Source organism: Candidatus Shapirobacteria bacterium (genome assembly GCA_041659325.1).
GTDB lineage: Bacteria > Patescibacteriota > Microgenomatia > UBA12405 > UBA12405 > JBAZYN01.
On record JBAZYN010000003.1, the window covers coordinates 111,552 to 127,470 of the forward strand.

Annotated in this window: 26 protein-coding genes; 19 read left to right on the forward strand and 7 right to left on the reverse strand. The window is 42.1% G+C overall.

The genetic code is table 11. The features are described from left to right. Positions 1-5 precede the first annotated feature (5 nt). Positions 6-707, forward strand: a complete 702-nt coding sequence (locus tag WC841_05435) for an SPFH domain-containing protein (GenBank protein ID MFA5828767.1) — start codon at positions 6-8, stop codon at positions 705-707. Here the strand turns inward: WC841_05435 and WC841_05440 are convergent. Continuing rightward, a complete protein-coding gene (locus WC841_05440; protein MFA5828768.1) occupies positions 694-1,353 on the reverse strand; it encodes a double zinc ribbon domain-containing protein in 660 nt (219 codons plus the stop codon). The two genes, WC841_05435 and WC841_05440, sit on opposite strands and share 14 nt — an antisense overlap. Positions 1,354-1,478: 125 nt before the next feature. Between WC841_05440 and WC841_05445 the strand changes: the two genes are divergently transcribed. Continuing rightward, entirely contained in the window at positions 1,479-2,330 is an 852-nt protein-coding gene (locus WC841_05445; GenBank protein MFA5828769.1) for a hypothetical protein, read from the forward strand. Between the two features lie 101 nt (positions 2,331-2,431). Here WC841_05445 and WC841_05450 read toward each other — a convergent pair whose 3' ends face one another. From WC841_05450 to WC841_05465, 4 genes are all read right to left on the reverse strand, one after another. Further along, complete coding sequence (locus tag WC841_05450) at positions 2,432-2,662, reverse strand: hypothetical protein (GenBank protein MFA5828770.1); 231 nt, start codon at positions 2,660-2,662, stop codon at positions 2,432-2,434. 155 nt (positions 2,663-2,817) lie between these two features. Beyond that, positions 2,818-3,396, reverse strand: a complete 579-nt coding sequence (locus WC841_05455) for a hypothetical protein (GenBank protein MFA5828771.1) — start codon at positions 3,394-3,396, stop codon at positions 2,818-2,820. A gap of 191 nt (positions 3,397-3,587) precedes the next feature. Continuing rightward, positions 3,588-4,025, reverse strand: a complete 438-nt coding sequence (locus WC841_05460) for an ASCH domain-containing protein (GenBank protein MFA5828772.1) — start codon at positions 4,023-4,025, stop codon at positions 3,588-3,590. A gap of 917 nt (positions 4,026-4,942) precedes the next feature. Continuing rightward, the gene (locus tag WC841_05465) at positions 4,943-5,653 is read right to left on the reverse strand and encodes an alanine--tRNA ligase-related protein (GenBank protein ID MFA5828773.1); all 711 of its coding nucleotides are present in this window, start codon (positions 5,651-5,653) and stop codon (positions 4,943-4,945) included. A 124-nt stretch (positions 5,654-5,777) separates the two neighbouring features. Here WC841_05465 and WC841_05470 point away from each other — a divergent pair, with 124 nt between their 5' ends. Both WC841_05470 and WC841_05475 read left to right on the forward strand, forming a co-directional pair. Further along, positions 5,778-5,954, forward strand: coding sequence for a hypothetical protein (locus tag WC841_05470; protein ID MFA5828774.1), 177 nt, complete (start codon positions 5,778-5,780; stop codon positions 5,952-5,954). Positions 5,955-6,692: 738 nt separating this feature from the next. After that, positions 6,693-7,142 (forward strand): hypothetical protein, encoded by a 450-nt coding sequence (locus WC841_05475; GenBank protein ID MFA5828775.1) that lies wholly within the window; start codon positions 6,693-6,695, stop codon positions 7,140-7,142. A 26-nt stretch (positions 7,143-7,168) separates the two neighbouring features. On the opposite strand, the gene WC841_05480 is transcribed toward WC841_05475, so the two are convergent. Next, on the reverse strand, positions 7,169-8,083 hold the full coding sequence (locus tag WC841_05480; protein ID MFA5828776.1) for a hypothetical protein: 915 nt from the start codon (positions 8,081-8,083) through the stop codon (positions 7,169-7,171). A 102-nt stretch (positions 8,084-8,185) separates the two neighbouring features. Continuing rightward, complete coding sequence (locus WC841_05485) at positions 8,186-8,602, reverse strand: SsrA-binding protein (GenBank protein MFA5828777.1); 417 nt, start codon at positions 8,600-8,602, stop codon at positions 8,186-8,188. 359 nt (positions 8,603-8,961) lie between these two features. Here WC841_05485 and WC841_05490 point away from each other — a divergent pair, with 359 nt between their 5' ends. The 15 genes from WC841_05490 to WC841_05560 all read left to right on the forward strand — a co-directional run bounded on the left by WC841_05490 (position 8,962) and on the right by WC841_05560 (position 15,915). Next, a complete protein-coding gene (locus WC841_05490) occupies positions 8,962-9,453 on the forward strand; it encodes a GNAT family N-acetyltransferase (protein ID MFA5828778.1) in 492 nt (163 codons plus the stop codon). Position 9,454: 1 nt separating this feature from the next. Further along, the gene (locus tag WC841_05495) at positions 9,455-9,580 is read left to right on the forward strand and encodes a hypothetical protein (protein ID MFA5828779.1); all 126 of its coding nucleotides are present in this window, start codon (positions 9,455-9,457) and stop codon (positions 9,578-9,580) included. A 219-nt stretch (positions 9,581-9,799) separates the two neighbouring features. Continuing rightward, complete coding sequence (locus WC841_05500; protein ID MFA5828780.1) at positions 9,800-10,231, forward strand: dUTP diphosphatase; 432 nt, start codon at positions 9,800-9,802, stop codon at positions 10,229-10,231. A gap of 73 nt (positions 10,232-10,304) precedes the next feature. After that, complete coding sequence (locus WC841_05505) at positions 10,305-10,937, forward strand: hypothetical protein (protein ID MFA5828781.1); 633 nt, start codon at positions 10,305-10,307, stop codon at positions 10,935-10,937. A gap of 76 nt (positions 10,938-11,013) precedes the next feature. Next, positions 11,014-11,358, forward strand: coding sequence for a LapA family protein (locus WC841_05510; protein ID MFA5828782.1), 345 nt, complete (start codon positions 11,014-11,016; stop codon positions 11,356-11,358). Then, a complete protein-coding gene (locus WC841_05515) occupies positions 11,355-11,813 on the forward strand; it encodes an NUDIX domain-containing protein (GenBank protein MFA5828783.1) in 459 nt (152 codons plus the stop codon). The genes WC841_05510 and WC841_05515 overlap by 4 nt, the downstream gene beginning before the upstream one ends. A 61-nt stretch (positions 11,814-11,874) precedes the next feature. Then, positions 11,875-12,717, forward strand: a complete 843-nt coding sequence (locus tag WC841_05520) for a neutral zinc metallopeptidase (GenBank protein ID MFA5828784.1) — start codon at positions 11,875-11,877, stop codon at positions 12,715-12,717. A 14-nt stretch (positions 12,718-12,731) separates the two neighbouring features. Next, a complete protein-coding gene (locus WC841_05525; protein MFA5828785.1) occupies positions 12,732-12,941 on the forward strand; it encodes a DUF1232 domain-containing protein in 210 nt (69 codons plus the stop codon). A 447-nt stretch (positions 12,942-13,388) separates the two neighbouring features. After that, a complete protein-coding gene (locus WC841_05530) occupies positions 13,389-14,051 on the forward strand; it encodes a Crp/Fnr family transcriptional regulator (protein ID MFA5828786.1) in 663 nt (220 codons plus the stop codon). Positions 14,052-14,208: 157 nt separating this feature from the next. Then, the gene (locus tag WC841_05535; GenBank protein ID MFA5828787.1) at positions 14,209-14,376 is read left to right on the forward strand and encodes a hypothetical protein; all 168 of its coding nucleotides are present in this window, start codon (positions 14,209-14,211) and stop codon (positions 14,374-14,376) included. A 46-nt stretch (positions 14,377-14,422) separates the two neighbouring features. Further along, positions 14,423-14,635: a hypothetical protein gene (locus WC841_05540; protein ID MFA5828788.1), complete on the forward strand. Its 213-nt coding sequence runs from the start codon at positions 14,423-14,425 to the stop codon at positions 14,633-14,635. A gap of 100 nt (positions 14,636-14,735) precedes the next feature. Next, a complete protein-coding gene (locus tag WC841_05545; protein MFA5828789.1) occupies positions 14,736-14,987 on the forward strand; it encodes a GlsB/YeaQ/YmgE family stress response membrane protein in 252 nt (83 codons plus the stop codon). Between the two features lie 49 nt (positions 14,988-15,036). Next, on the forward strand, positions 15,037-15,303 hold the full coding sequence (locus WC841_05550) for a hypothetical protein (protein MFA5828790.1): 267 nt from the start codon (positions 15,037-15,039) through the stop codon (positions 15,301-15,303). Next, complete coding sequence (locus WC841_05555) at positions 15,300-15,752, forward strand: hypothetical protein (GenBank protein MFA5828791.1); 453 nt, start codon at positions 15,300-15,302, stop codon at positions 15,750-15,752. Before WC841_05550 ends, WC841_05555 begins: the two co-directional genes overlap by 4 nt. Before the next feature lie 25 nt (positions 15,753-15,777). Then, positions 15,778-15,915 carry a lmo0937 family membrane protein gene (locus WC841_05560; GenBank protein MFA5828792.1) on the forward strand — a complete coding sequence of 46 codons (138 nt, stop codon included), beginning with the start codon at positions 15,778-15,780 and terminating at the stop codon, positions 15,913-15,915. Positions 15,916-15,919: the final 4 nt, after the last annotated feature.

A 15,919-nucleotide genomic window follows, 5' to 3' on the forward strand; every position in this document is an offset into this window, starting at 1 on the left:
CGGCTATGGCATCTATTGATAATTTACTGGTATCGCTTTTTGTTGACGAAGTAGTCGGCGGGTTTTTGGTAACTGTCCCACCGGGACACGTAGGATGTATCTACAGTATTTTTACCGGAGTAATGAAAAACGTGTGGCACCCGGGGATGCATTTTAAGATCCCGATAATTCACCGGGTGAAGCTGTTTAATGCACAGCTAATTGAATATACAATTTCGAAGGATGTGGTTTTGATTGATAATAAGGAAATAATGGGCGATGAAATAATTAATGCGGTGACGACGGACAACAAATTTGTGGCGGTAGAAGCCACGGTTTTGATAAAACTTGATACCAGCAGAATGCCCGAAATTTGGCAAAATATTGGAGAAAATTTTGTTTCTAAGGTGGTAAGGCCGGTGACCCGAAGCCGGATTCGAAAGGTACTGACTAGCCATACCCTAGCAAACGCCCTGTCGGTGGACCGGAGCTTAATCGAAGAAGAAGTAAGGCAGGAGCTAAAAAACTCGCTTGAACCACACGGTCTGAATGTAGATAACTTTTATTTGAGCTCTTTGACCCCAATCGACAATGTGTCGCCAATTGAGGAGAAGGGAATAATTATGCCGGCACTGGAAGATGACGGCGGACTGAAAAGCCAGGAAGAGATAAAAAACCAAAGATTTATATCAGGAAATATTCAGAGACAAAGTTCTAACCGGCAATAGTTAGGGTCCAAAACTTTTTGACTAAGTGACAAGAATTTATTTGACAAGTAAAGGCGTGGCGGGCTGACCTGAGGGTGGAAAACGTGGTGGCAACATCGTCGACGAGAATGAAGTTTTCACCTGGGTTAGTATTTGTTTCATTTATATTAAATACATTGGATAGATTGGCCTGTCGATCTGATGGTTTTTCGTTTTTTACCTGAGGGGAGGTATTTACGGAACGAGAAAGCAAATTGTTTGAATAATTGAGCTTAATTTGACGGGAGAGGTGCTGACAAATTAAGTCTGATTGGTTGTATCCGCGCCATTTTTGGCGGAACGGATGGAGAGGGATAGGGATTAGAGTAAATAAGTTGTTCTGCCAGTATTTTAGAAGATTTGGGTAAGAAGATTTTAGGGTGGAACTGATCAGGCCGGACAACTGCCCCGCCAGGTCGGAGACGAAATTATATTTATAATCATGAATGAGATTTGTAATGAGACCATTGTATTTGAAGAGGGATAGGTTTCCCTCGAAAAGAGAGGTGTCGATTAAATTTATGGGCTGGGGGAATAGTTGGGATTGACAGGCGGAGCAAAGGTATTGGCCGGGGTGGCCACAGCCATAACAGCGGCGGGGGAAAAGAAAATCAAGAAGAATGGACATGGGTTTAAACCCTTACCCTTCCCTTTCCCTTGACAGGGCAAGGGAAAAATTCAAAAGAATATAACATAAGTAATAATATAATTACCAATTACGAATTATCAATTAAATCAGATAAAATAAGAGCTGTGGGGAAGGAAATGATTAAAAGAAAGAATGCGTCGGAACTGGTGCTGACGGTGATGATTTGGGCGATGGTGGGACTTTTGGGGACAAGATTGTACCTGGAAATAATGGGGTACCCGCAAATAGGAAAGGGCGACTGGCATGTGGCACACGCCCTAATCGGAGGGTTGGTGATGACTGCCGGAATGATGATTGATCTGGTATTTTACGGAACAAGAACAAAAAAAATAGCAGCGGGGGTATTTGGGTTGGGGATGGGATGGTTTATTGATGAGGTAGGGAAATATTTATCGAGGGACAACAATTATTTTTTTCAACCGGCGATAGTCGTAATTTATGCTTTTTTTGTAATCTTGTTTTTGATTTATAAATACCTGGAAAAAAGAGAAACGAGGGACGGAGTCAGCGAAAACAAAGAGATGGGTATAAGCTGGGAAGCTAAATGGTGGAGGCAGGTCAGAAAAATCACGTATCATAAAATTTTTAGGAGAAAGATTGTGATTAATATTCTTTTTTTGATAGCGGTCGGATATGTGGTGGCCGGAGCGGGAGATGCAGTATTTCTTTGGGGGACATTTAGAAACGACAGGGATATAAGTATGTTTACATTTAAGTCGATTACTGATTTGATAATTGCGGTTGTGTTTGGAATTGGAATTTATATGGTCTCCCGGAAAAAGCGACGAAGGGGGATTAATTTTTTCAGGTATGGGCTTTTGGTGAATATTTTTTTGTCATCGATTTTTAACCTGTATTTTGAGCAATTCAGCGCGGTAATAGGCTTGGGGTTTAGTGTGGCGATATATTATGGACTGGATAAAATGAGAAGAGAACTGATAGAGACAAAACATTGAACGTCTCCGGCCGGCTGAATAGGGTCATAAACATAACGCGACCGCTGGATGGCAATAATTTTGGCTTTTTCGCCATCCGATTCACAGTTATTATCGGAATATCAAGGGATTTGTTTAGGTTGGCCAGAAAGGGAAGCTGCTTGATCAACAGCTTCGATTAATACTCTTTTTAGTTCTTCGGGGTCTGCTGGTAAATCCCAGGGGCCGACGTGGCTTATTGCGTAAAAGACAAGTTCGCGCGCCGAGCCAGCAGGGCCCTTCTCATGGATAAAACCAAGGAGAGGGTTTTGGGGCTGATCAGTTGTTTTATGGTCTGATTCTTTAGGTAACATAGGTTTTATTACGGTCTAAGTTTAATTATATTAATCGTTTCCCTTAAAAATGTCGTTTAAGGTAGCAACTTGGCTATATTTTACTATAAATAACCGAATATGGGTGGAGTGGGGCAACGAGCGAATTGGGTTTATTGTGTTGGCCGAGGTGCCGATCATTTTTTTTCTTTTGTTTTGCCGGTATAACTAATCCTATCTTTCGTAAATACCAATAAGGCAACAACTACAGTAATGATTTCGGCAACAAATAGTTTTGATTTTGTGTAAATCGATAAAATTTCCGCGTTTGAAGTTGGGTTATTTTTGTAGAACTCCAATGCTTCATGAAGGGTTTTTTTCCGACCAAGGTTGAATGGGTATTCCCAAAGTATTTGGGGAGTTGATGTAATCCCGCTATCCAGATTAAGCCATCCCAGTAAGTGATTAAAATCGTCCAGAACGAGATGGCTTGCCATTGCAACGCCGGCTAAAATAAAGGTTTTTGTCGAGAACTTTTTGCGGAACAAAAAATACAAAATGGAGAACAAGACAATTCCGAAAATGGGCGTATGAGTAGGAAGATAATGGTGCAAGCCGCCCGGATAACCGAATAAGGGGGGAAGAAAAAAATCTAAATCAAAGCTATTTCCGCTAAAAACGATAAATAATGTCTCGATAGATCGTAACTTCTCCTTGGGCCTAATTGGAAATCCGGAAATTAAATAAGATGCCGCAATATGGCCCGGAGTTATCATTTGTCATTGTAATCAAAAAATGAGCGGTGTTCCATAAATTGGGGCGGCTATGCACTAGAGGTTGCCACACGCTAAATTATTCTATCATCAGCGTGTGAGCAATCCGGGCGAGGCGACTTGCCTGCCCGCGGTGGCGGGTAAATGGGCAGGCAGGGGTGCAACGAGGGCGAGCGAAAGGAAGAGCTTTAAGCTCACGAATTCTTTTTAATCTTTTTTATGTCTGGAAAAGTCAGCCAAGCAGACATGGCACCAAAAACAGTTTTGTCTATGTCAAAAGGCTTAATGGCTTGAGGATTCTTTAGAAAGATTAAAAGGCAATACTTTTTATTTTTAAACATTTGATAATACCGGGGGATGTCTTGTGCTTCTAATCCATCATCGGAGCCATATTCGGAAAGTAATTGCCCAACACGTTTGGGGGTGAGGCCAGAAAATTGAAGAACTTTTTTAACCTCAGCTTTTAAACTAACGAGCCCTCCCGTGTCTTTAAAATAGACTGTTTCATTGGGCTTAATTCTATCCCAAGGTGAATACTTAACCATGTACCAACGTGATTCAATTTTCTTTAAGCCTGAGAGAATTTTTTGAGTCAAACCCCATTGTTTTTTCATGATAGCTAGATGATCCATAGAACTATTGAGTTTAAAATTTTGGCTAACGTTTCGGTATGTTCGTAGTTAAGCGGACATGATAATCTCTCTTATTTTACAACATGACCACTTCGCCATAGGCGGATAAAAATTAGAGTCGAACGAGTGCAACCAAATGAGTCGGACATACTGTGTTGCTGACCCGAGGGAGTCCTGCAGTCAGACGATCTCAAGTTCGCTACAGGGTCGGAGCCAAAGCCGAAGATGTAAAAAATCACAACTAAGGGAGGCCAGTTCTATTATTGACTTTTCTTTCTAGCGTGTCAACATTAGCTGAATTAAAAGTACGGGCCGTTCGGAAATTGATACATTCGTGACAAGTTGATTCGGGCTTGCCCCGATGATCCACTTGAATATGATGGGCAAATTTGCGATTCAGCTTGATTAAACTTTGTCTTGCGGCTGATAATTGGTCAGATAAGTTTTCTGGTGAAGACATAAAATTTTATATTGGTAAAGGCTTCAGGATGGCTGATTCTACCATAATTTACGATTTTTTATCAAAAGATTGGCATTAAATGTTAATTATGGGTAATTTTGGGACCAGTGGTTTTAAGATTGCCGCGGTCACTCCTTCCCTCGAAATGACGTGACTTAAGCGCAATGACCTATAAAGAGGTAAAAATTACCGAATCAATAGCGGTCGTCCCGTTATATTTCCACCATATCTTTTGCCATCTGCGGTATTTACATCATCGAAACAACTCGACCTTCTACGGCTTCCCCAGGATTGCCGAAAAACACGATTTGGTACATATTGCACAGTATCTCGCGCAAGCTGATTCTATTGGTTAGATGTAAAATAAGTGGAGTAAGCTGAAGTCGAATAACGATTTGGGCGGTGGCTTTTTAAAAAGTTTTAATTTTGCGATAACAATAATATTGGCAATTTTATTTTACGTCACCGAGTAGGCAATCCTCGTTGTTCCTTGGTTAGATTTTATTTTTCTGATGGTGATTTTGCCGATTTCGGAAGCAGTTTTTACATGGGTGCCACCACAGCCACAAATTGGAAATCCGGCAAAATTTACAACTCTGGCAGACTTGCCGGCGGGTGCCCAAACGCCTTTGGCCTGGGCTTCTGCGGGGCTTAAGTCTTTTTTCTCTACCGGTAAATTTTGCTCAAGAAGGTTGTCAATATTTTTTTGCAAAAGTGGAATTATTTCGGCAGGATTTTCAATTGTTCCACTATACTCAACATACGGACCATCAGGAAAATGAAAACCCTTGGTTGGTTTTAGATTTTCTATCCCTATTTTTGTAACGGCACAATCCAGCAAGTGTCCGGCGGAGTGAAGCCGGGCATTTAATATTCTTCTTTCTTGGTCAATTTTTAGAACTACTTTGTCGCCCTGTTTTAGCTCACCATTTTTAAATTCGCCAAAATGCCAAACTGTGCCTGTCTCGTCTAACCTAACATCGTTGACTGTAAAAATATTGACTCCTGAGATTATTTCGCCCTTGTCGGCAGGCTGTCCGCCTCCTTGGGGATAGAAAATCGTTTCGTCCAAAATTACGGCTTTGCCCTTTTCGTTTTGACTAACCTCAAGGAAAACTGCCTCTGATTCAAATAAATAAGTGTCGTTAAGATAGTTTAGTTTTGTCATAGAGGAAAATTAATAACAAAATTATGTGTATAAAATTCTGAGTGAAGTCTAACACTTTTTATTGATTCGGGTAACGGTTTAGGATGACTGATGTTACCATGTTTAAGAATATTTTATCAAAAACATGGCATTAAATTTAAATTTTGGGGCCAGTGGCCGGATTTTAAATCTACCCCTATCCCCTCCTTTGAAGAAAGGAGGGGCATTGCTCGTTGTCGCGATTGAATGGAGTGAGTGGGGTGATTTCATATTTCTTACCGTAAGGATTGCCACTCCCGACGTGAAGTCGGGATCGCAATGACGGATAAAGTGGCAAAGTTGGGTAATTTTTGATATAATACAACCCTTGGAGATGTATTGCATTGACAGGGTGAGTACTTTAAAAAACCGCAAGCCGGCTTTGATCCATTGAGCCGTTAAACAGGGTCGAAAACAACATGCCAATAATATCGGCAAAGCTTTGAGAGAATCTTTGGCTTCGGTCGAAGGTACCCTTTTGGGCAACGGAAACGGTTTCGTTTCTGCTGCTCCAGTTGCTTACGCTATTGCGTAAACAACAAGCCATTAATTAGTCCCCTATTCTAGGGGAGATTAGTTAGTGCCAATTAAACTAGAATGCTGATCTGCCGATCTCGACTTTGGCAGAGAATAAGCGAGGGGTAATGCCCTCATCAATCGACATTTCACCGCCTTTTTTGGGTATTAGCTGGTGAAAGTGTAGGAGAAAACCCAATAAGCTTGTAGACGTTTTTTAATTTCCACTTTGGACCCCCGATCATTCCGGGGCATCTCCTCTAAACAGAATCTGCGATCTTTTGTAACCTGTAATTGGTAATCAGTAATTGGTAAAAACCTAGAAGCAACATGAGATTAGAAAATCTATGTATGGGGTGTAAACATAATTGCTGTGACGGGTTTTTTGGGTGAAAGAATTTACTTTTCCACCGTCCAATTTTGTTAAGGTAGTGTGGAACGATAAGACAAAGCTGGAAACAACTTTTTTTTGATTTTTTTGATATCTAGTGATACGATATATATCATGGTACAAGTTGAAATAGAGGACAGAAGAGAAGGAGTGTCGGTGGTCGTGCCTAGGTTTTCTTTGGGGGCTTTATCTTGCTATAAAGACCCTACTGGACAAGTTAGGGTGGAGTTGGGAGAAGGGGTGGCATCGGTTGAGATTAGGAAAGGGTGTTGTGGGGTGCTGATGGATGGAACAAAACCAGCGGGAATTGTGGACTTTTCGCGTGCGTCAGAAAGTTGGCAAGTACATATGAATGGGGATGGTGGAACTAGATACTCTTTGAAAAAAGGAAACGAAGGTTTTCAGCTCGTGAGGGCAAGTGACGGAAAACCAATAATTAGCGGTGTCGATTCAGATGATGTTCAGGGTGCAATAAGGGTAAAACTTGAAAATATAGGGGCTGGTATTCATGTGAAGAGGTATTTTGACGACCCTGTCCGATTGTGGGTAACCAGAACTGAATAAGAACCGATCTTTATGAACTAAAAAAGTTACTGCATTTCCTCGGAGATGGGCTTCACACAAACTAGACCTCCGGCGCAGGTGAGATTAACGGTTTGGTACTGACCGGGATCCGGATTGTAGTTGGTGCAGAAAGCGCCATTGCCGGAACAAGTATAGGTGGGAGCCGGAGTGGAGGTGGGTCTAGTGGTGGGAACAGCGGTAGGAATAGGCCTGATACAAACCAGACCTGAGGCACAGGTAAGATTTAGGGTTTGATACTGACCGGGGTTTGGATTGTTGTTTGAGCAGAAAGCGCCATTGCCGGAACAAGTATAGGTGGGAGCCGGAGTGGAGGTGGGTCTAGTGGTGGGAACAGCGGGAGAAATAGGCCTTATGCAAACTTGATTATTGGCACAAGTTAGATTAAGAGTCTGATAATTAGTGGAATCCGGATTGAAGTTGGTGCAGAAAGCGCCATTACCGGAACAAGTATAGGTGGGAGCGGAGGTGGGCCGGGTGGTGGGGACAGCGGGCGGAGTATCGCCACAAGCGGAACCACTACAGACACCGTTTTTGCAGGAAAGACCTGAACGACAACCAAACCAAGAAGTGCATCTTTGGCCGCAGCTACCACGAGAAGAATTGGTGGGATTTATTTTACAGATTATATCGGTATACCGATTGCGATAGGTGGAATCTTGGTGACAGGGGGAACTAGCGTCCCGACCGGAAGTGTAGCTATATGTCTGAGAGGGAGAACCTGAACAATTTGTATTGCTAGCATTATAAACAGAAACACGGCAGCTGTATTGAAGAGCGGCCTGATTTTCGACAACACGGCGTTGACCGATATAGCGTATCCCGGCGAAGAGACCGAGAGCGGTGACAACTAAACCAGTGAGGACAGCAACCTGGGCAAGGCCGGATTGCATTTTTTTTGTGGAAAAAGCGTTTATAACCATAAAGGATAGATGATTAAACTAGTGATTGATTAATAGTGGCATACGGTGGCGAAAAACACAATAAATAGGACGACGTTGATTAGGCGGTGGTTTGGGTGGAGTCTAAATATTGGCCTCTTGCTTCTCGCTTATGGCTTTGAGTTTTGCTTTTTTTTCGTATTTTTTGACTTTGCGGCCGACCCCGATTTCGACTTTGAACCAATGGCCTTTGAGGAAAATGGCGATGGGAATGAGCATGTATTTTTGATTGCGGTAGCTTTGTAGTTTGGCAATTTCTTTTTCGGATAAAAGAAGCGAGCGGTCGTGAGTGGTGTCGACAACCTGGCCCTGGGAAAATTTGTAAAGCGGGATTTGAAGGTTGATCAAAACCGGCTGACCATTTTTGATTTCGACTTTTGAGCTGGCAAACTGGACGGTTTGGGTGCGCAGCGACTTGACGTCGGAGCCGGTGAGAACCAGGCCCGCTTCAAATTTTTCGACAAACTTGTAGTCGAGTGAATCGCGATTAAAATGACGCATGAGGGAAGTAGAAAGTTATAAAGGATTGGATATTGAAATTATCTCATACTAAAACCTAGCCTTCTCTCCTTAACCCTACTTAGCTTAGGGTACGGATAGACGAGAGAAAGAGGGGAAACAATGCACGCCAAATCCCTCTAAATCTCCCTTTGACAAGGGAGACTTCAAAACCCCACACCCTTTCGGGAGCTCCCCTTGACCCTCCTATCGGCGGGCAGGCAAGGGAGCAAAATCTTCCCCTATCCCCTCCTTTGAAGAAAGGAGGGGGCTTCTCTTCAGATAATGTTTAGATTGACGGTATAGAGTGGTTTTATATAGTGGGGTATTTTGGGGAAATGGTTTGAGGTAAAATCAGGATAGTGAATGGATTAAAAATCAGACCATATCAGGATAATGATTCCAGGGCTGTATGCCAAATGTTTGAAGATTTTATTGATTATTTGGCTACACTTGACCCGATGGGAAGAGTTGTAAAACAGGCAGAATACGGTAAAAATTACCTTGATAAAACGTTAAAAGACCTAAAAAATAAGGATGGAGTTTTTTTGGTGGCGGAAGTTGATGAAAAAATTGTGGGGACGGGGGTGGCGGTGATTGAAACATTGAGCCCGGAAGATTTGATGGAGGTGCTGCCGCATAAACCGGGAAGGGTTTCAGAATTATTCGTTTCCAGCCAATACCGAAGGCAAGGAATCGGCACTACGCTAATGCAGCATCTGGAAACTTATTTGAAACAAAAAGGTTGCAATACTATTCATATTGAAGTTTTTGCCCCAAATCATTTATCCCATAAACTTTACGAAAGATTGGGTTTTTCTGACCGAAATATTGATTTGATAAAATTATTGTAGATTGAAGAAAAAGAAAATTTGGATATTTTTACTTTTGGTTTTGTTGGCGGTGGTTTTTGTAGTTTTGGTGGGCAAAGGGGGGGAATCAAATTGCGGGGGAGAATCAGGGATAAAGTGTATGATTTAGATAAAGCTGCTGGCCCCCTCATTTAAATCTACCCCCATCCCCTCCTTTGAGGAAAGGAGGGGCAATGCTCATCATCGTAACTGAATAGAGAGAATGAGGTGATCTCGTGTTTCTTGCCGTAAAGATTGACACTCCGCCAGTTGGCGGATCGCAATGACAAGATTCGGAAACGGATCAAGTGAAGAGGTGAAGGATAAGTAGGTAGGATATAATCGAAAGATGAAGATAAAAATAAAAAGATTTGATAAGAATATTCCCCTACCCCTGTATAAGACCGAGGGGGCGGCTTGTTTGGATTTGTATTCCAGGACGGAAACAAAAATTTTGCCACATACGGTCGGATTTATTCCGTTAAACGTGGCTTTGAGTATTCCAAAGGGGTATTGGGTGATGATTGCCGCGCGAGGATCTACCCACAAATTTGGGATTATGCCGGTTCACGGAATTGGAATTGGTGACTGGGACTTCAGAGGTGACAATAATGAGTATCTTTTCCCGGCGCTGAATTTTACCGACAAAGAGGTAACTATTGAAAAAGGTACCCGAATTGCCCAGATGATGATTTCTAAGGTCGAAAAAGTAGAAATAACCGAAGTGAATAAGCTTGAGGACAAAGACAGGGGCAAATTTGGATCGACGGGAGAAAAATAAATCTTTTTGTAGAAAGGGGTAATTATTTTAGTCCATTTTTTAATTTTTCTAAAAAATGTGATATATTTCGCATATGGGTAGAATACTTAAGGAGGGTTTAGAAAATTGGCTTAGTAGAATATCCGGGACTACGGGTGCCGTTCCCGAACGGCGTGGGTCTGCGGAAGAAGTAAAGGAGGAAAGGAGAGGGAATATAAAGAAGGCCTTTGCGCATGCCGTTGAACACAGCAGTCAGAAAGTGGCTATTGTTTGCACTTCAGGGCTAAGGAGTACAGACCGAGAAAAATTGGTACCTATTCTTGTCGAAGCCGTGCGAGAGTATACTAGTCTTACGCAGAGACAGGTTCTTGACGGCCTGATACTGGCACAGCCGGAAAGAACCATTGTGGTAACCGACTGTACTCCAGAGTTATTAGGAAAGAATCCGAATTTAGAGAGAGAAATTCAACGCCAAATTACACTGAATGTTTCTGGTAAAGGCACGGGGAAGGGTGATAAGCGACTAATTCTGATTACTGATCACTTACCCGATCCTACGGCATTACATGATAATAATTTACCCTGGTTAAAAGAGCGTGTATGGTCTATCAGATCAATGGGGGCAAACGATGTGGCCCTGGCTAAGGTCAAACTTGCCGATCCTTCTCGGAACAAGCCCTGGAGCGGGGAATGGGTTGAGGATGAGCTCGTACGATTCGGAAGATGAAATTTGGCAGGTTTTTACATTTAGTTAATAAACAGGCGTATAATGAGGGTGTTAGAGATGTTACGTTGAAATTCTTATGCTGATATTAATCTTGCTTTTGATCTTGGGCTCGCTTTTGGTTTATATTTCCAGATTTAACTTTATGCCGGTAACGGTTAACCTGGGGTGGTATGTGATTGCGGATGTTCCCCTGTTTTATGTAATCGTAGGGTCGATGGTTTTTGGGCTAGTTTTGTCCTATCTGGTTTATTTGATCAATAGCATTTCCAGATCTTTGGTCCTGCGCGGGAAAGACAATGAAATAAAAAAATACAAGGAAGAAATTTTGGAATTGACCAAACAGGTGCATCAGCTGGAACTGGAAAACGAAAAACAAAAAAATGATAAAAACCCGGTACCGACTGACACAGATGCGCTATGAAAAACCTTTTGGGGAAGATTTATAAAGCCCTGCATCTTCCGAAAGAGTCCCAACTGTTTTTTATGCGGTTACTAAACGACCGGTTTTTGGTGGGAGTGACGGGAATTATTTTTAATGAGAAAAAGGAAATCCTTTTACTAAAACATACTTACCGATCACATGCCTGGAGCTTGCCGGGGGGGTACCTTAAATCGGGTGAACACCCGCGCGAGGCACTGGAGAGAGAAATCAGGGAAGAATCAGGACTGGTGGTTTCGGTGGACGAGTCTTTGAAAATCCGAACTGACCGGGAAAGCCCCCGATTGGATATTTGTTATTTTGGGGTGTTGATCGGCGGGGATTTTGTCCCGACTAAAGAAGTCGAGGAGTACGGATTTTTTGCCCAGGATAAACTGCCGCTACTTCGGAAAAATCAGGTCATCTTGATTGATGAGGTATTGAAAGATCACAGTTGAAACCCGCGGTGGGATGGAGGAGGCAAGTTGTTTTGTTATTATTAAGTTAGTATATAAATATATGGCTGACTGGGAAAAAATATCAAGCAGAGGTAATGTTGAAGACAGACGGTCGTGGGGCCCGGCGGTGGCCGGAGGTCTGAGTGTAACCGGGATCATCATTTATCTTCTGATTAGTTTACTAACAAACGGCCAGGTTGATATCCCTATTGATCAGTTGGGAGGTGGCCAGGTAGAGGACCAGGAGAATCTTGAGAGACAAGACTTTGAGGGAGCGGACAGTTATGAGGTATTTGCTTCGACTGTTTTGGGGTCTAATAATGAGATGTGGGAGAAGGTGTTTGAGAAGACCCAAGAACCCTATGTTCCCCCGAGATTGGTACTATTCCGCAACTCCACCGAATCGGCGTGCGGGGTGGCTAATTCACAGGTGGGGCCACATTACTGTTTTTCGGATGAGACTATTTATTTGGACGAGACTTTTTTTGATGAATTAACCCAACAATATGGGGCCAGAGGAGGAGATGTGGCGGAAGCTTACATTATTTCCCATGAAGTGGGGCATCACGCGCAAAATCAAATGGGTCTAATTGACGCGAAAACCGGGGAAATACAACTGAGGGGAGAGAGCGCTAATGATTTGAGTATAAAACTGGAACTCCAGGCGGATTGTTTTGCCGGATTGTGGGCAAATTCGATTAGGGATTTGGATGTTTTGTCACCCGGGGAAATATCTGAGGCGATGGATGCGGCAGCAACAGTAGGAGACGACCGGATTCAGGAAAAGGTAACCGGGCGGATTAGCCCGGAAAATTGGACTCACGGCTCGTCTGAACAGCGCGTTTCCTGGTTTACTAAAGGGTATGAATCGGGGACGGTGTCGGCGTGTGATACATTTGAGTAATATAATTAATGCAGATGAAGAAATTAACGATGGCGACTATTGGAGTGGTGTCGGGATTGTACCTTCTGAATCCGGGATTTGGGATATTTGAGCTTATTCCTGATGCGGTGCCGTTTGTGGGGAATTTGGATGAGGGGACGGCGACATTTTTTTTGTTATCGGCATTGGCTTATTTTGGGATAGATGTCAGAGACGTTTTTGGCGGCTGGGGAAAGAGGAAGTAGGGCGTTTATTGTATTGCATGATTTTGGTAATACAAGTTACTAAAAAAAATATTCCCAAGTTACAGAATACTAACATTGATTAGTCCATACTTTTCTTAGTCTGAATTGAGACGGGTAATTAACCCTAATAAACAACAGTTAATTTAAGTAGGTAATTAACCAAAATAAATATCTATTAGTTAATTCTATCCCGTCTCAATTCGGCACTTATATGAAAAGTACCAAAGCAGGGGCCAAGATTTCTTTGATGTCGGGTAAAATAGATTTCCGGTCCCCTATTAAAAGAAACGGGTTGCCGAATTGGCCGTTTAAAGTACCTAGGCATAGTCTTTTGTACAACATCTGGTCACTAATTTCGACACCGCCAATAAACTAATAATCCCCGGAAAATTATCTCCCGAATATTTTTTGGTATACTTATGTATATTGGGTTGATAGGAGGTAAAGTTGCATACCGATAAAACAAAGGCCTTTGAGGAGTTTTATAAACAATTTACGGTCCGTGATTACAAAAAGGGAGAAATGCTTATCCGGGCTGATGACGACCCACAGGGCATTTTTTGTTTAAAAAAAGGATATGTCCGACAATACACGATTTCTAAGGCCGGCTTTGAGCTTACGCTCCATATCCTTAAGCCTATCTCGTATTTTCCTATGGTATGGGCGGTTAACGGCACACCCAATGTATATTTTTTTGAAGCTTTAACTCCGGTCGAAGTCGGGCGGGCGCCACGGGACCAGGTGGTCAATTTTATCAAAGACAAACCAACGATTATTTTTGAATTGTTGAGTGAATTAATTGAGGATTATGCCGAATCACTGATGCGGATTGAACATTTAGTTTTTAGCGATGCCCACCGCCGGGTGATTTCAGTCCTGATTTATATAGCAAAGCATTTTGGAGAAGTACGGGATAAGGGGATTATAGTTAACCACCGCTTTACCCAGCAGGATATAGCTACTTTGGTGGGGGTGGCGAGAGAGACAGCCAGTATTGAAATGGCGAAATTGGAAAAAGATGGCTTTGTTAAATATATTGATCATGCCATGGTGTTTAAAGACATGGATAAATTAGAATCCGAGTTATTAACAGATAATTCGAAATCGTAATATCGACGAAGGTAAATTGGCTGATGGTGGCGAAGAGTTGGTGAAGGGACAGGACGACGGAAGTTAATAATAAATTTGTTATGTAGATCACATGGAAGTTGTAGTGGGCGTTACTGTGTATCACATCAATTAACGGTAGACTTCTAGTACTTCAGATATGACAACTACTACAAGGCAAAGGATAACTTTGTTTATTAACCACTCGGTGGCCAAACATGCCAGAGCGGAGGCAGTAGTGGAAGAGCTGACTTTGTCTAACCTGGTGGAAAAGGCGTTAACTCAATATTTACCAAAAGTTACAATAATTAAAAAAATCGAATTATAAGTTGATATAAATCTATAAAAATTTACAAAAAGGTTGGTGAATAAATATGACAACTATAGTAAATAGTCCGACTCCGGCAGCTGACAATAGCGGTAGCGGATTTTTGATCGGTGTTTTGGTTTTGGTAGGACTGGGCTTGTTATTTGTTTACTTTGGTCTTCCGGCGATTAGGCGGATGGGGCCAATTGAGGTAAATGTACCGGCTGCGCAAATTAATGTCCCGGATAAAATTGATGTTAATGTCCAACCGGCAGAATAAGAATATAAATTTTGTGATTTTACTAATTTCTTACACATAATTTATATTTCTTTGAGCGAATAAATTTAGAATTTAAATAGTTATTAATTTTTTAAAAAATATGGGTATTTTACTTTGGATAATCTTTGGAGGGTTGGCAGGCTATATTGCCTCCGTTATTATGAAGACTAATTATAGTCAGGGCACTTTGTCGGACATAATTTTGGGGATAGTCGGAGCGGTGGTGGGAGGATATTTGACAGGGACGGTGGGGCAACCGGGCGTAACAGGCTTTAATGTTAACAGCCTAATTGTGGCCGTAGTCGGGGCCATAGTAGTTATATATATTGGCCGGTTAATCCGAAATAGATAGCCCTTAGAACAATTTAATAATTTAATAAAATAACCATTTAAAAATAAATATGACAGATGTACAAAAGAAAAGAGAGGTAAAAAATACAAACGGAGTTAACCCTATTGTGGCCGGAATTGCCGGAGCGGTGGTGGGAGGAGTAGCGGTGGCAACTTCAATGGTTATGAGCAATAAAAAAAACCGCGACAAAATAAAAGCCGGACTGGCATCGGCAAAAGACAAGACAGTGGAATATTTGGATGAGGTGAAAAAACAGGCATCGGATAGAAAATCGGAGGTAAAAGAAAAAGTAATTCAGGAGGTTAAAAAATTATGACAAAAATAATCAAAGAAACCATTACGACAGGAAGAAATAGTAGTAATAGTATACCCGGACCAACTATTGCCACTCCGGTGATAGCGGATGGAGACAGTAGTGAACCGATTTTGACCACCCAGGTAAAAACAGGGGCATCTAACCGGGAGATGATCGAGTACATGATCTACTTCTTCCTGGGAGTTATTGAAGTTCTGTTGGGATTTCGGCTTATTTTTAAGTTGGCCGGAGCCAGTCTGGCTAGCAGTTTTGTCAGGGTGATTTACTTTATCACCGGGTTGTTTGTCTTGCCCTTTGAAGGGATATTTCGCCGGGCGTATGCTGAGGGGGCAGAAGTGACATCTGTTTTGGAGCCGTCAGTTTTGGTGGCGATGGTCGTTTATGTAATTTTGGCTTGGGGATTTGTGAAATTAGTGAGAATTTCCTCGGGCGAAAAACTGGAATCTTAAAGTTAATAATTGAGGAGAAAAAAATATGGGATTATTGGACATAATCGTAGTGCTTCTAATTCTTTCGTGGTTGGGAGGATTTTCTCTCCACTTGGGAGGAGGGTTAATCCACCTACTTTTGGTTGTTGCAGTTATCATTTTTGTAGTCCGATTATTGGGCTAAAGGT